The 13,608-nt window shown below is 68.6% G+C and carries 14 protein-coding genes; 7 read left to right on the forward strand and 7 right to left on the reverse strand.

The window, feature by feature from the left end:
* Position 1 precedes the first annotated feature (1 nt).
* Entirely contained in the window at positions 2 to 808 is an 807-nt protein-coding gene (locus ACGFH6_RS41055) for an SDR family NAD(P)-dependent oxidoreductase (RefSeq protein ID WP_393396044.1), read from the reverse strand.
* 173 nt (positions 809 to 981) lie between these two features.
* On the opposite strand from ACGFH6_RS41055, the gene ACGFH6_RS41060 reads away from it, so the two are divergent.
* Positions 982 to 1,620: a TetR/AcrR family transcriptional regulator gene (locus ACGFH6_RS41060; protein ID WP_393396047.1), complete on the forward strand. Its 639-nt coding sequence runs from the start codon at positions 982 to 984 to the stop codon at positions 1,618 to 1,620.
* A 7-nt stretch (positions 1,621 to 1,627) separates the two neighbouring features.
* Here ACGFH6_RS41060 and ACGFH6_RS41065 read toward each other — a convergent pair whose 3' ends face one another.
* Both ACGFH6_RS41065 and deoD read right to left on the reverse strand, forming a co-directional pair.
* A complete protein-coding gene (locus ACGFH6_RS41065) occupies positions 1,628 to 2,032 on the reverse strand; it encodes a hypothetical protein (RefSeq protein WP_393396050.1) in 405 nt (134 codons plus the stop codon).
* A 137-nt stretch (positions 2,033 to 2,169) separates the two neighbouring features.
* The gene (gene deoD, locus ACGFH6_RS41070; RefSeq protein ID WP_393396053.1) at positions 2,170 to 2,883 is read right to left on the reverse strand and encodes a purine-nucleoside phosphorylase; all 714 of its coding nucleotides are present in this window, start codon (positions 2,881 to 2,883) and stop codon (positions 2,170 to 2,172) included.
* A gap of 40 nt (positions 2,884 to 2,923) precedes the next feature.
* Here deoD and nudC point away from each other — a divergent pair, with 40 nt between their 5' ends.
* Complete coding sequence (nudC, locus tag ACGFH6_RS41075; RefSeq protein ID WP_393396056.1) at positions 2,924 to 3,847, forward strand: NAD(+) diphosphatase; 924 nt, start codon at positions 2,924 to 2,926, stop codon at positions 3,845 to 3,847.
* Here nudC and ACGFH6_RS41080 read toward each other — a convergent pair whose 3' ends face one another.
* Together ACGFH6_RS41080 and ACGFH6_RS41085 are read right to left on the reverse strand one after the other, a co-directional pair.
* Complete coding sequence (locus ACGFH6_RS41080; protein ID WP_393396059.1) at positions 3,848 to 6,223, reverse strand: PQQ-binding-like beta-propeller repeat protein; 2,376 nt, start codon at positions 6,221 to 6,223, stop codon at positions 3,848 to 3,850.
* A gap of 134 nt (positions 6,224 to 6,357) precedes the next feature.
* The gene (locus tag ACGFH6_RS41085) at positions 6,358 to 6,597 is read right to left on the reverse strand and encodes a mycoredoxin (RefSeq protein WP_131516319.1); all 240 of its coding nucleotides are present in this window, start codon (positions 6,595 to 6,597) and stop codon (positions 6,358 to 6,360) included.
* A 101-nt stretch (positions 6,598 to 6,698) separates the two neighbouring features.
* Here ACGFH6_RS41085 and ACGFH6_RS41090 point away from each other — a divergent pair, with 101 nt between their 5' ends.
* The 5 genes from ACGFH6_RS41090 to ACGFH6_RS41110 all read left to right on the forward strand — a co-directional run bounded on the left by ACGFH6_RS41090 (position 6,699) and on the right by ACGFH6_RS41110 (position 11,982).
* A complete protein-coding gene (locus ACGFH6_RS41090; protein ID WP_393396063.1) occupies positions 6,699 to 8,819 on the forward strand; it encodes an ATP-dependent DNA helicase UvrD2 in 2,121 nt (706 codons plus the stop codon).
* 386 nt (positions 8,820 to 9,205) lie between these two features.
* On the forward strand, positions 9,206 to 9,406 hold the full coding sequence (locus ACGFH6_RS41095) for a hypothetical protein (RefSeq protein ID WP_393396066.1): 201 nt from the start codon (positions 9,206 to 9,208) through the stop codon (positions 9,404 to 9,406).
* A 160-nt stretch (positions 9,407 to 9,566) separates the two neighbouring features.
* Complete coding sequence (locus ACGFH6_RS41100) at positions 9,567 to 9,854, forward strand: WhiB family transcriptional regulator (RefSeq protein ID WP_131285495.1); 288 nt, start codon at positions 9,567 to 9,569, stop codon at positions 9,852 to 9,854.
* A 402-nt stretch (positions 9,855 to 10,256) separates the two neighbouring features.
* Positions 10,257 to 10,424 carry a hypothetical protein gene (locus ACGFH6_RS41105; RefSeq protein WP_393396070.1) on the forward strand — a complete coding sequence of 56 codons (168 nt, stop codon included), beginning with the start codon at positions 10,257 to 10,259 and terminating at the stop codon, positions 10,422 to 10,424.
* An 82-nt stretch (positions 10,425 to 10,506) separates the two neighbouring features.
* Complete coding sequence (locus tag ACGFH6_RS41110; RefSeq protein ID WP_393396073.1) at positions 10,507 to 11,982, forward strand: MFS transporter; 1,476 nt, start codon at positions 10,507 to 10,509, stop codon at positions 11,980 to 11,982.
* Between the two features lies 1 nt (position 11,983).
* On the opposite strand, the gene ACGFH6_RS41115 is transcribed toward ACGFH6_RS41110, so the two are convergent.
* Together ACGFH6_RS41115 and ACGFH6_RS41120 are read right to left on the reverse strand one after the other, a co-directional pair.
* Complete coding sequence (locus ACGFH6_RS41115) at positions 11,984 to 13,297, reverse strand: ABC1 kinase family protein (RefSeq protein ID WP_393396075.1); 1,314 nt, start codon at positions 13,295 to 13,297, stop codon at positions 11,984 to 11,986.
* Positions 13,298 to 13,390: 93 nt separating this feature from the next.
* On the reverse strand, positions 13,391 to 13,549 hold the full coding sequence (locus tag ACGFH6_RS41120; protein WP_012922897.1) for a DUF5679 domain-containing protein: 159 nt from the start codon (positions 13,547 to 13,549) through the stop codon (positions 13,391 to 13,393).
* Positions 13,550 to 13,608: the final 59 nt, after the last annotated feature.

The following is a 13,608-nucleotide window of genomic DNA, read 5'->3' on the forward strand; positions in this document are numbered from 1 at the left end:
ATCACATCCCCATGCCGCCGTCGACCGGCAGCCCGATGCCAGTGATGAACCTCGACTCGTCCGACGCGAGGAAGACGACCGCGTCGGCGATGTCGGCAACCTCACCGAGCCGGCCGGCCGGGGTCAGGCCGATCACTGCCGCGACCGCGGCCTCAGGCGACTCGAACAGTCCGAGCTCCGCGCAGTCGTTGGCCAGCCCCGCACCCATCGCAGTCGGCACCAGACCGGGGTAGATGCAGTTGACGCGAACGCCGTACCCGAGCTTGCCGGACTCCATCGCGGCGACGCGGGTGAGCCGGTCCACCGCGGACTTGGTCGCGGAGTAGACCGCGATGCCGGGGAAGGCGATCGTGGCGGCGACCGAGGCGACGTTGATGATCGCGCCGCCGTTGCCGGCCAGGCCGCCCGGCCGCATCGTCCGCAGGCCCCACTTGACCCCGAGCGTGGTGCCGAGCACGTTCACGTCGAGCATCTTGCGGATCTGATCCGCGGTCACCTCGGTGAGCAGGCTGGTGATCTCCACGCCCGCGTTGTTCACCAGGATGTCGAGACCGCCGAGGATGTCGTTGGCGGCGACGACCGCGTTCTCCCAGTCGCCCTCGTCGGTGATGTCGTGTGCGACGAAGCCGTGGCCCCCGCCGTACTCGCTGTCGAGCGCATCGGCGACGGACTCGCCGAGGTCCTTCTGCAGATCGCTGATCACGACCTTGGCGCCGGCCGCCGCGAGGGCCTTCGCCATCCCTTCGCCGAGCCCCTGGGCCCCGCCGGTCACGAGGGCCTTGCGGCCGGAGAGATCGAGTCCGCCCATCTGAAGCTCCTTTGCTCGAAGCGCACCGTGGTCGTTTCACACTCTGGCCAGCCTTTTGACAGTCGTCAAGACTTTGTTTGACACTTGTCAAGAAATCTCCCCGCCACGGGACGCGCCTGGCCCGTGGCGGGGTACTCTGACGCCGACGATCCCGGCTGCGGAAGGGAGTGGCGATGAGTGTGACGGCGGATGCCGCGGAGCCGACCCGGTCTGCCCGGGTGTCCGGGATCGACAAGGTCGAGCGCCGCCGGATCGCGCTGGCGGAGTCGGCGCTGAAGACGCTCGGCGAGCTCGGGTACGCCCGGACCAGCCTGCGCGAGATCGCGAACAACTCCGAGTTCACGCACGGCGTCGTGCATTACTACTTCCGGGACAAGATCGACCTGATCAGCTACTGCGTGCGGTACTACAAGACCAAGTGCGCACAGCGGTACGACGAGGTCGTGGAGACCGCGGAGTCGGCGGACGAGCTGGCCGTCGGCTTCCTCGGCAAGATGACGCAGACGCTGGTCGAGGAGACCGCGATGCACCGGCTCTGGTACGACCTGCGTGCCCAGAGCATGTTCGAGGAGCAACTGCGCGCCGACGTCACCGCGATCGACGAGCTGCTGGAGCAGATGATCTGGCGCATCCTCAACCGGTACGCCGATCTGGCCGGTGGCTCGCCGACTGTCGACTCACCCACCGCGTACGCGCTCGTCGACGGACTCTTCGAGCAGGCAGTGGTCGGCTACGCCGCGGACCCGGACAAGGTCCCGGACCTGCTGGCCGACCGGGTCCGTCAGGTCCTGCCGAAGCTGGTCGCGGCGTAGCCGGTCCCTACTCTGCTTGGCAGTTCGACTTGCAGAGCTTGTCGGTGAGGGTGAGGTGCGCACCGGGCTCTTCGGTGTCGACCTCGACCGAGTACTCCACCAGCCAGTCGCCGACGGTGAGCTGGGCGGTGGTCTTGCCTTCCTGCTGCCCGAACCAGTCCACGATCTGCTGACCCTGGTTGATGTGGGCGATCTCGAGCGTCTTCGGCAGGACCTTGGCGATCTCGGCCGACGCGACGTCCGCCGGTCCGGCGGAGTGCAGCGACACCACCGGTGGGCGTGGGTGGCCGCCCATGAGGACCCACACCGTCGCGGCTCCCGACGTACAGATGCTGTAGGCGCCGTCGTTGCTGCACTTGTAGCCGGCGTCGGACAGGCCTGCGACGACCGCGGTCGCCTTGATGGGCGCCATCACGGTCGCTGCCGCGGTCGGCGTCGTACTGGTCGTGCCACTCGCCTCGGGCTTGTCTGCCTCTGGTGTTGTGCTGGAGGAGCCGGACGAGCAGGCGGTCAGCAGGAGCAGGGCGGCCAGGGCGGTGGCGACCCGGTTCAGACCGGCACCTCGATCGCCGCGTCGAGGGCGATCGTGATCATCTCGGAGAACGTGGTCTGCCGCTCCTCGGCGGTCGTCTCCTCCTTGGTGATCAGGTGGTCCGACACCGTCATGATGCCGAGCGCCCGGCGGCCGAACTTCGCCGCCAGCGTGTAGAGCGCGGCAGCCTCCATCTCGATGCCCAGTACGCCGTACTCCGCGGTCCGCGCCACCAGATCGGGGCGGTCGTTGTAGAACAGGTCGCCGGAGAACACCTGACCGACGTGCACGTTCAGGCCGGCCGCCTCGGCCGCGTCCACCGCGGCGCGGAGCAGTTGGTAGTCCGCGGTCGGTGCGTACTCGATGCCGTGGAAGCGCAGCCGGTTCATCTGCGAGTCGGTGCTCGCGGACATCGCCACGATGACGTCGCGGACCCGGACGGCCTCGGTCAGCGCACCGCAGGTCCCGACCCGGATCAGGGTCTGGACGTCGTACTCCGCGAACAGCTCGTTGGCGTAGATGGCCGCGGACGGCTGGCCCATGCCCGAGCCCTGCACGGAGACGCGCTCACCCTTGTAGGTGCCGGTGAACCCGAACATGTTCCGGATCTCGGTGTAGCAGGTCACGTCGGACAGGTAGGTCTCCGCGATCCACTTGGCCCGCAGCGGGTCGCCGGGGAACAGCACCCGCGGCGCGATCTGCCCCTTCTCGGCGGCGATGTGAATACTCATGCGAGGGATGCTCTCACGGTGCCGGGATATGTTGAGTCACGTGGCCTACTCCATCGCTCCTGGTTCCCTAGCCCTGTCCCGGTCCGTGCTGGACCGTGCGGCCGACCGCAGACGAGACGCCGACTGGCTGGACAAGGCCTGGGCCGCTCCCGACACACAGGTGGCGGTGGTGATCGGCGACAAGATGCTGGTGAACCCCGAACGGACCGAACTGCGGTTGCTCGCTCCCGCCGAGGCGCCGGAGGGCACCCGGGTCTTCCTGGGCATCGACCGCGAGTCGGGCGCCGGTCAGACCGCCGACGGCCGCGCGGTGTTCGCGGTCCTGGCCGAGGGCGAGCCGGACGAGTCGTACGCCGGTCTGCGCGAGATGGGCGTGGTCCTGGACAACCGTGAGGCCGGCATCGCGGTGCACGTGATCGGTCTGGCCAACTGGCACGCCGTCCACACGCACTGCGCCAACTGCGGTGAGCACACCGTCGTGGTCGAAGCCGGCCACGTGCGGGACTGCCCCGCGTGCGGCACGCACCACTTCCCCCGGAGCGATCCGGCGATCATCGTGCTGGTCACCGACGACCAGGACCGCGCACTCCTCGGCCGCAACGGCGCCTGGCCCGAGGGCCGGTACTCGACGCTGGCCGGCTTCGTCGAGCCCGGCGAGTCGCTGGAGGCCGCCGTACGGCGTGAGGTGCTCGAGGAGAGCGGAGTGGTCGTGGGGGCCGAGATCGAGTACGCCGGCAGCCAGCCGTGGCCACTTCCATCCAGCCTGATGCTCGGGTTCTACGCGAAGGCGGCGAGCACCGACATCGAGGTCGACGACGACGAGATCGCCGAGGCCAGGTGGTTCACCAGGGAGGACCTTCGTGCACTGGTCGAAGCCGGCACGATGGCCCTCCCCGGCAGCATCTCCATCTCCCGCCGCCTGATCGAGGGCTGGTACGGAGAGGACCTCACCGGTAGCTGGTGATCACCGGCCGACGTCGGAGCGGGACGCGGAGACCCGGATGAGGACTCCTTCCCAGCGCTCCACCGTGCCATCGGACTCCAGTTGCCCGACTGTCTTGTCCACGGCGCGAACGTAGGCGGCGTGGTTCGGCCAGTCGGCTGACGCGTCCGGTAGCTCGTCGGTCAGCGTGCAGCCGTAGCGCACGTTGCGGTTGATCACGTAGCTGTTGACGTTCCCGGTCCACACGGTGGTCCGGAGGTCCGACCGGGGACACGGGTCGGCCGGTGGGGTGTAGGACGCCAGATTGGTCGGGTTGGTCCAGCCGTCCGGGCGCAGCAACGTGTAGTAGGTGCCGTCCGTTGTCTGCGTGAGCCGGTTGAGGCCGTGGTCGCGCAGTACGGTGGCATCGCCGTTGAGGCTGTCGACGACGAACAGGCGGCCGCCGGTCACGCCGTACAGGTAGCCGTCGCGCCAGGACAGTGCTCCGTCGTTGGCTCCGGTCCTGCCGGTGAACACCGGGATGGTCCGCAGTACCTGGCCTGTGGTGGGGTTGGCGACGAACACAGTGCCGTCCGCGAGGCCCCACAGGTTGCCGTCCGGTCCGATGCTGAGTTCGTTGATGCTGGCTGCGCCGGGCACGGGGACGACGTCTGTGCTGACGGAGCCGGTCGCCGGATCGACCTTGACCAGGTGGGCCTCGGTCGCGCGCGGCTCGGTGCCCTGGCCGCCTTCGATACCGGAGCCCGCCCAGAGGGTTGTTCCCATCGGCAGGATCGAGGCGATCGTCTGGTCCACCACCACATCGCGGTACACCGTGAACGCACCGGTCGGTACGTCGTACACCGTGATGGCTCCGCCGTACTCGCCGTACCCGGGAGTGGTGCCGACGTACACATGGTCGCCGGACGGGACCACCGCGATGGGCCTGTTCTGGTGGTGGCTGTCGACCAGACTGAACAGCTCACGGGGGTTCGTCGGGCTCTCCGGTGCGTGCGGATCCCAGAGCGACAGGCGGCCGTACGGGTAGACGCCGACGTACATCTTGCCGGTGGTGTCCCACGCCCAGCCTTCGACCTGGCCCAGTCGCGTGGTGACCGTGGACTTGCCCGTTGGTGGGTCGTAGACCGACGTGGACCCGTTCAGGTACGCGTTGACGAAGACCTTGCCGTCGGACGGGTCCGAGAGCGCGTGCATGAGTGGCACCGGCACGTACTGGAACGGTGAGCTCCACTGCGCAAGCGTTCTGGTCTGCGGGTCGTACCGGAACGTCCCGCCGGAGTAGTTGCCGGCCAGACCGTAGAGCACCGGTACGCCGTTCTCGGTGACCCAGCCGTAGCCGATCGAAGCGCCACGGGTCAGCCGGACCGTTGGCGACACCGGGCCGATCGTGTTGGTGTCGAGGTCGTAGTGGGTGAGAGCGAGCGTGCTGGTGGTGAAGTACACGCCACCTGGACCGGCCGCGGACACACCGCGGGCTGCGATCGCGTAGTCCGTGACCTGACTGCCGGTCTCGGAGTCGGTGAACTCGAGCTGCTCACCTGTGACCGCGTCGACCACGATCAGACGGCTGCTGGCGTTGGCGAAGACCCGGCCACCTGCGTAGTCGAGGTCGATGAAGTCCTTGGCCGGCAGACCCGGTGGGGTGATGTCCTCGACGGCACTGGTCGCCAGGTCGATGCGGAGCAGTCTCGCGTTCGGAGTGGAGATGCCCACGAACAGCGCGTTGTGGTCCGGGTCGTACACCGTCGACCGTGCGTACTGCTGCACCGGGTCGAGTGAGCCGTAGTCGGTGACCTGTCCGGTGCTGCCGTCGTACTTGAAGGCGTGTGCGGTCGGGTAGGTGCCCGCGTACACGTTGCCGTTCTGGTCGGCGGTGAGGCCGTAGATCTGTGACTCGCCAGGGATCGGCTGGCCGAGGTCGCTGAGCGTGCCGTCGGCCGGGTCGTAGCGATAGAGGTGCGCGTTCGGGTACGTGCCGACGTACACGCGGCCGTCCGCGGCCACCACGATCGCCCACGCGCCGGCGGCTCCGTTGAGCGTCACTGTGTTGAGCAGTTGGCGGGAGTGCAGGTCGACGACGTTGAGGAGTGCGTTCTCACCGGCGGGTACGGCGTACACGACGTCGCGGCCGTCCGGTGTGCGCCCGATGGCACCCTCCATGATCGTGAGGGAGCTGATCGGTGCGCCGAGATCCTGGATGACGTCGGCGGCCTTGCTGGTCCGGCCGCGGTCCGGGGTGAGCGGACCGTTCTCGGAGGGGAAGAGATCAGGCGGTGGCCGGTGCGGGTCCTGACCGGCGGTGGCGGCTGGGCCGCCGGTGACGAGCAGTCCCAGCACGACAGCCAGGACCAGAGCGATGCGGAGGAGGGCATGGCGGATTGAACTGCGCGGGATCATGGGCGGGCTCCCTGCGAGGTGGGTCCCGCGACGGTATAACGGTCATGACCGTAAAGTCCATAACTCGCGCCCTATGACTCGCGGCGCCGACCCATGAGGGCCGGCGCCGCGCGCGTCGTACTGGTGGTGCCGGGTCAGGCGGCCAGCTTCTCGGCGACCTGGGCCAGCGACGGGTTCGTCATCGCGGTCCCGTCCGGGAAGACCACCGTCGGCACCGTCTGGTTGCCGTTGTTGACCTTCTCGACGATCTGCGCGGCCTCCGGGACCTGCTCGATGTCGACCTCGGTGAACTCGATCCCGGCCCGCTTCAGCTGGCCCTTGAGGCGGTGGCAGTAGCCACACCAGGGGGTCGAGTACATCGTGAAAGCCGCCATCGGCTGTCTCCTTCTGCAAGTGGGCGCGGATTCTGTCCGGCGACCCGTCTAGGGTTGCTCTCGTCCTACCCGAACCACGCCGCAGGTGGTGCTCTTCCCGCATGTCCCAGCCCGTGAGCGATCTCACACAATCCGTTGCCGTGGGTTCCGCGGACAGTCTGCTCGAGGCGCTTGATCCCGAGCAGCGAGCGGTCGCGACCTCGCTGCACGGACCGGTCGTGGTGATGGCCGGAGCAGGCACCGGGAAGACCCGGGCGATCACCCACCGGATCGCGTACGGCGTGCGGACCGGGACGTTCGACCCACTGCGGGTGCTCGCGGTGACGTTCACCCAGCGCGCCGCGGGGGAGATGCGCGGCCGGCTCGCTCAGCTCGGCGTCGAGGGTGTCCAGGCGCGCACGTTCCACTCCGCCGCGCTGCGGCAGGCCAGATGGTTCTGGCCCAAGGTGTACGGCGGTGAGCTGCCGATGATCGTGGATCGCAAGTTCCCGCTGCTCACCGAGGCGGCGTCGCGCTGCCGGGTCCGGGTGGACACGCCCGCGCTGCGCGACCTGGCCGGTGAGGTCGAGTGGGCCAAGGTGAGCAACGTCCGACCGGACGACTACGCGAAGCTGGCGCCCCGCTCGGGCCGGACGCTGGCCGCCTTCGACCCGGCGACCATCGCGCGGATCTTCGCGGCGTACGAGGACGTGAAGCTGGAGCGCGGCCGGATCGATCTGGAGGACGTGCTGCTCTGTGCGGTCGCGCTGCTCGCGGAGGACGAGCGGGTGGCGGCGGAGATCCGCCGGCAGTACCGGACGTTCGTGGTCGACGAGTACCAGGACGTCAGCCCGCTGCAGCAGAGCCTGCTCGACCTGTGGCTCGGCGGCCGTGAGGACGTCTGCGTGGTTGGTGACCCGGCGCAGACGATCTACTCCTGGGCCGGCGCCGAGCCGGAGAACCTGGTGCGCTTCGCCTCCCGGCACCCGTCGGCGAACGTGATCAAGCTGGTCCGCGACTACCGGTCCACTCCCCAGATCGTCGATGTCGCGAACAAGATCCTCGACGCGGCCGGGCCGTCCGGACTGCCCGGCCGGGTGACACTGCGCTCCCAGCGCGACGCCGGTCCGGTGCCGGTCTACCGCGAGTACTCCGACGAGGTCGCCGAGGCCGACGCGGTGGCGCGGGCGATCGCCCGGCTCCGCGACGAGGGGACTCAGCTGCGGGACATCGCCGTACTGTTCCGGACCAACGCCCAGTCGGAGAACTTCGAGCAGGCACTGGCCGAGCGGAAGATCCCGGCGGTGCTGAAGGGTGCCGAGCGGTTCTTCGAGCGCGCCGAGATTCGGCAGGCCGCCGTACTGCTGCGGGGACAGGCCAAGGCCGGGGACGTCTCGGACGATCTGGTCGAGGTGGTGACCGGGGTGCTCGGCGGAGCGGGGTGGACGCCGGAGCCGCCGACCGGGACCGGTGCGGTCCGGGACCGGTGGGAGTCGCTCAGCGCGCTGGTGACGATGACTTCGGACTTCGCCGCCGAGAATCCGTCGGCGAAGTTGCTGGATCTGATGGCGGAGCTCGACCGGCGGGCCTCGATCCAGCACGCGCCGCTGGCCGAAGGGGTCACGCTGGCCACGCTGCACGCGGCCAAGGGCCTGGAGTGGAACTGCGTCTTCATCGTGGGCGCGCACGAGGGGACACTGCCGATCAGCTACGCCCAGACGCCGGCACAGGTCGAGGAGGAGCGGCGGCTGTTCTACGTCGGGGTGACGCGGGCGAAGGACCAGCTCTTCATCAGTTGGTCGACGTCACGCTCCCCAGGTGGGCGCGGTCAGCGGGGTCCGACCCGGTTCCTCGACCCGATCGGCGTCCGTACGTCCCGGCCACCGACAGCGTGGGAGCCGTCCACGGACCGCTCCGAGCGTGCCGCCCGGGCCGGCCGGCCGATCCCGAAGTGCCGCGTCTGCGGCCGCGGCCTGCTCGATCCCGGTGCCCGCAAACTCGGCCGCTGCGAGGACTGCCCCTCCACGATCGACCAGGATCTGTACGACGCCCTGGTCGCCTGGCGCACCGAGCAGGCGGAGTCCGAGAGCATGCCGGCCTTCGTCATCCTGACCGACGCCACCCTGACCGCGATCGCCGAGACTCGTCCCGCCGACGAACAGGCCCTCCGCCGGATCCCGGGTATCGGCCACACCAAACTCACCAAGTACGGCGCCCACATCCTGACCCTCTGCACGCGCTGATCCCGTCCTGCCGATGACTTGCCCTTCCGGGCAGACCATGGCTACTGGCCGGAAATGTGTTGCCAGGCAGGGGGAGTGGGGCGCACCCTGGAGGACAGGCCGTGTTCTGCTCCTGGCAGACGTGGCAATTAGGTGACACAGGCAACGATCCCGGAGCGTGCGGATGACGTCCCGGAGCGTGCCGGAAGACCGTCGAGGCAGCCAGATTCGGACGCCGAGGCGGCAACTTCCGGCCAACTTCGCGAACTGGCGATAAATAGTTTGCGGGCTCCGACGGGGACGGCGTACTGTTCTTTCTGCGGTCGAAGCCTGGCCGAAAACTTCAAACAACCATAGCGATCGAGCTAACCGCCCGCTTCGCCACAACGAGAGGAGGTGCCCTGGAAATGATCACGATCAACATCGTCAAGAAGCCGTTCAGCGACGCTGTAGCGCTGCCGTGCGCCCAGATCCTGGGTGCCTTCCCGCGCACGCACCTCGCGGCCGTTGTGCTCATGGCTTCCGGCGCTGCCCCGATCCAGGGCGGAGCTGTCGGCGATGCGAAGTACGGCGGTTCGGGTTCTCGAGCATGGAGTCCACCGGTCTGACAGACGTCAGCCCGGCACCTCCAAGGCCGCGGAACCCGAAAAGGGTCCCGCGGCCTTTCTGTTTGATCAGCCAGTGTTTGTCCACAGATTTGGCGGCCTTCGCCCGGAGGTCGTCACCGACGACAAGAGATCAGCATCAAGTCACTGGGAGGTGACCGGAATGAGCGTGAGCTTCCTCGATGTCTTCACCGAGGTGGCAACGTCGCAGGACCTGCCCTGTCGGTCCTACGCGCCAGAACTCTTCTTCGCCGAATCGCCGGCGGACGTCGAGTACGCAAAGTCGCTGTGCACCACCTGCCCGCTGAAGGCCGAGTGCCTGGCCGGAGCGCTCGAGCGTTCCGAGCCGTGGGGAGTGTGGGGCGGCGAACTGTTCGTCCAGGGAGTGGTGGTTCCGCGCAAGCGGCCCCGTGGGCGTCCCCGCAAGAGTGACACCGTAACCGCAGCCTGACGAACCAACCCGAATCGAGAAACCGAGCCATGACGACACAGACTTCACGCAGGAGAATGGAAATGCATCTAATGAACGAAGATCTTGCTCGTGCTCATTGTCGTTCTACATTGAACGACGCAGAGCAGAACCGGCGCTTCCACCTTGCTCGGAAGATCGAGCGGGCGCAGAAGCGAGCCGAGCGGGCCGGCCGGCGAGCTGAGAGGGCCAGCGCAAGGGCGCGCCTCGCACTCGCACGCCTGGTCTGACCACCAGAAAAGAACAGATCGCCCGCGGGCCGGTCCGAAAGGGAGGACCGGCCGGCAGGCACTCAAGCCTGACCAGCTGAATCACCGAGGGGCGGCATCCACCGGATGCCGCCCCTCGGCCATGCCCGGACGCGGGAAGGTGCAGACTGAGCGCATGGTGAGAGTGAGTTGTGCGTTGTGTGGTCAGCAGGCGGAGTCGGAGGACGTGCCGCTGACCTGGATGACCTCGGTGGAGGACGGTCGCAAGCTGGTGTATTGCGACCGGTGCGCCCGGGAGAACGTCCGCAGCATCGAGGGGAAGCTGGACCCCGTCTACTGGTGAAAAAAGTTCTGAACCGGGTGTCGAATCCGGCCTGATCCGCCCGACGCAGGGGTGAAAGCACTCCAGCGGAAGGAACCGGATCATGACCCTCACCGAGAGCGTGCCAGCGACGACCAGCCGGCGGCAGTGGATCGGACTGGGAGTTCTGTCGCTCGCGACGCTACTGGTGTCACTGGACCTGTTCGTCATGCTGCTGGCCGTGCCCGCGGTGACCGAGGCGCTGGGCGCCACCAGCAGCCAGCAGCTGTGGATCCTGGACGTGTACGGCTTCATGGTGGCCGGCCTGATGATCACGATGGGCAACATCGGTGACCGGATCGGCCGCCGCCGGCTGCTGCTCGCGTCCGCCGCGCTGTTCGGTGTCGCCTCGGTGGCAGCGGCGTACTCGACGAGCCCCGAGATGCTGATCGTGACCCGCGCGGTACTCGGCATCGCGGGTGCGGCGATCGCTCCGTGCACGCTGTCGCTGATCAGCACCCTGTTCCCGAACGCGCAGCAGCGGGCCAAGGCGCTGGGGATCTGGGCCGGCTGCTTCACCGTCGGCGCTGTCATCGGCCCGATCGTCGGCGGCGTCCTGCTGAACCACTTCTGGTGGGGCTCGGCGTTCCTGATCGGCGTACCGGCGATGGCAGTGCTGGTCGCGGTCGGGCCGTTCCTGCTGCCGGAGTACCGCGACGAGAAGGCGGGCCGGATCGATCTCCCGAGCGTGCTGCTGTCCCTGGCCGCGATCCTGCCGGCGATCCACGGCCTGAAGCAGCTCGCCGCCCACGGTGCGAGCGCGACGGCGGCCGGCGCGCTGGTGGCCGGCGGAGTCTTCGGCTGGATCTTCGTACGACGCCAGCAGCGGCTGGCCGACCCGCTGGTCGACGTACGCCTGTTCACCCGGATGACCTTCACGGTCACGCTCGGCAGCATGTTGTGCTTCTCGATGCTGTCCGGCGGCGTGATGGTGTTCGTCGCGCAGTACTTCCAGCTGGTCCAGGGCATGTCGCCGCTGGCCGCCGGGGTCGCGCTGGTCCCGGGCATGATCACCACGACCGTCGCCTTCCAGGTGGCGCCGCGGCTGGCGCAGCGGATCCGCCCGGGCGTGCTGATTCCGGCCGGCATCGCCTTTACGGTGGTCGGAATGGCCGTGATGACGCAGGCGACGTCGACCGCCGTCCTGGTCATCGCCTTCGCGGTCCAGTGCGTCGGCCCCGCTCCGCTGGTCACGCTGGGCACGAACCTGGTGATCGGCTCCGTCCCGCCGGAGAAGGCCGGATCCGCCGGCGCGCTGACGCAGACCGGTAACGAGTTCGGCTACGCGCTGGGCATCGCGATCCTGGGCAGCGTGGTCACCGCGGCGTACCGGCGCCAGATGAACGGCCGCGGCGGCAACTCATTGGCCGAGGCGATCGCTCAGGGCGTGCCTGGCGACGTACTGGCCCAGGCGGAGGACGCGTTCACCGCAGGACTGCACCTGGCCGCCGGCATCACCGCTGTGGTCCTGACCCTGGTCGCCACCGCGCTGGCGATCACCCTGCGGTCGGTGCCGGTCCTGAGCCACGACGAGCACTGAGTCAGTCCTCGGTGAAGCCGGGGAGGAGCTCCTCCAGGACGGCGCGAAACGGGGCTTTCGCCTCGAGCTGGGACAGGACGGCCATGCCGCCGATCCAGACCCGGTGGATGAGCAGGTACGAGGGCGGCATGTTGAGCTTGAGGGCAAGCGTCGCGCTGGGCGACCGGAAGTCCCCGGTCCGGTTCGCCTGAGCGCGCATCCAGGCCCGGCTGAACTGGAACGTCTCCTCCCGGGCCGGCTCCGCGAACGGCGCCAGGTAGTCCATCAGCAGGTCCGGGTCGATCTCCATCCGCGGCTTGATGAAGCCCTCGGCCCGCAGTCCGTCCCGTACGGCGACACCGTCACCGTCGAGCGAGATCCGCAGCAGCCGCCCGATCGCCGGCGGCAGACCGTCCGGAAGCCGCGCGCACAGCCCGAAATCGACCACTCCGAGCCGTCCGTCCGGCATCACCCGGAAGTTCCCCGGATGCGGGTCCGAGTGCAGCAGACCGGCGTACTTCGGGCCGCTGAACATGAACCGGACGTACTTCAGCCCGATCGTGTTGCGCTCCTTCTTGGTGCCGTCGGTGATGATCGACGACAGCGGCCGGCCCTCGAGCCACTCGGACACGATGACCGAGGGGGAGTGCTTGATGACCCGGGGAACGACGAACTCGTCGTGGTCCTTGAACGCGTCGGCGTACTGCTGCTGGGCCTGGGCCTCGCGGTCGTAGTCCAGCTCCTCGCCGATCCGCTCCTGCAACTCGGTGACGAGCGGCTTCATGTCCAGGCCGGGGACCAGCGTGCCGAAGGTGCGGGCGAACCGGCCGAGCTGGCGCAGGTCCGCGCGCAGCGCCTCGGCGGCACCCGGGTACTGCAGCTTGACCGCGACCTCGCGGCCGTCCTTCAGGATGCCGCGATGCACCTGGCCGATCGACGCGGCCGCCGCGGGCAGGTCGTCGAACTCCTCGAACCGGTCCCGCCAGCGCCTGCCCAGCTCGCGCGACAGGATCGTGTGCACGGTCGAGGCCGGCATCGGCGGGGCGGAGTCCTGCAGCTTGGTCAGGGTGGCCCGGTACGGCGCCGCCAGCTCCTCCGGCATCGCCGACTCCATCAGGCTCAGCATCTGCCCGAACTTCATCGCGCCGCCCTTGAGCTCGCCCAGGACGGAGAACAACTGGTCGGCGGTCCGGCGCTGGAACTCGGCGTACACGGCCTCGGCCGGCGCACCGCCGATCCGCTTGCCGAGTCCGACCGTGGCCCGGCCGGCGGCACCGAGCGGCAGGCTGGCGAGCTTCGCGGTCCGGCTCAGCGCCTTGCGGGGGAGGTCCGACACGTACCCATTCTGTCGGGTCGCCCAAGCCGGGACGACGGAGGGGCGGTGGACGACACGTTGCGTGTCGTTCCACCGCCCCTACGACTTGGTGCGTCAGGCCTTGCCGAGGATCCGGTTCAGGTTCGTACCGCACTCGGGGCACTTGGCCTTGGCCATGCGCGTGCCCTTGTCGTTGACCTTGACCTCGCCGTCGGCGGTGCGCTTGGCCTTGCACTTGACGCAGTAGAACTCGCCGCTCCAGGTCTCTGCCATGAGGGCCCTCTCCTTGCTCTGAATACCAGCCGGGGCTCTCGCCCCAGGCCGTCGTGGAT

Source organism: Kribbella sp. NPDC049227, from assembly GCF_043197265.1.
In the GTDB taxonomy this organism is placed as follows: Bacteria; Actinomycetota; Actinomycetes; order Propionibacteriales; family Kribbellaceae; genus Kribbella.

Excerpts from the sequence above, each read along its gene's own strand:
- ACGFH6_RS41055 (WP_393396044.1), bottom strand. The coding sequence starts at position 808 with ATGGGCGGACTCGATCTCTCCGGCCGCAAGGCCCTCGTGACCGGCGGG.
- ACGFH6_RS41060 (WP_393396047.1), top strand. The coding sequence starts at position 982 with ATGAGTGTGACGGCGGATGCCGCGGAGCCGACCCGGTCTGCCCGGGTG.
- ACGFH6_RS41065 (WP_393396050.1), bottom strand. The coding sequence starts at position 2,032 with ATGGCGCCCATCAAGGCGACCGCGGTCGTCGCAGGCCTGTCCGACGCC.
- deoD (WP_393396053.1), bottom strand. The coding sequence starts at position 2,883 with ATGAGTATTCACATCGCCGCCGAGAAGGGGCAGATCGCGCCGCGGGTG.
- ACGFH6_RS41080 (WP_393396059.1), bottom strand. The coding sequence starts at position 6,223 with ATGATCCCGCGCAGTTCAATCCGCCATGCCCTCCTCCGCATCGCTCTG.
- ACGFH6_RS41085 (WP_131516319.1), bottom strand. The coding sequence starts at position 6,597 with ATGGCGGCTTTCACGATGTACTCGACCCCCTGGTGTGGCTACTGCCAC.
- ACGFH6_RS41090 (WP_393396063.1), top strand. The coding sequence starts at position 6,699 with ATGTCCCAGCCCGTGAGCGATCTCACACAATCCGTTGCCGTGGGTTCC.
- ACGFH6_RS41095 (WP_393396066.1), top strand. The coding sequence starts at position 9,206 with ATGATCACGATCAACATCGTCAAGAAGCCGTTCAGCGACGCTGTAGCG.
- ACGFH6_RS41100 (WP_131285495.1), top strand. The coding sequence starts at position 9,567 with ATGAGCGTGAGCTTCCTCGATGTCTTCACCGAGGTGGCAACGTCGCAG.
- ACGFH6_RS41105 (WP_393396070.1), top strand. The coding sequence starts at position 10,257 with ATGGTGAGAGTGAGTTGTGCGTTGTGTGGTCAGCAGGCGGAGTCGGAG.
- ACGFH6_RS41110 (WP_393396073.1), top strand. The coding sequence starts at position 10,507 with ATGACCCTCACCGAGAGCGTGCCAGCGACGACCAGCCGGCGGCAGTGG.
- ACGFH6_RS41120 (WP_012922897.1), bottom strand. The coding sequence starts at position 13,549 with ATGGCAGAGACCTGGAGCGGCGAGTTCTACTGCGTCAAGTGCAAGGCC.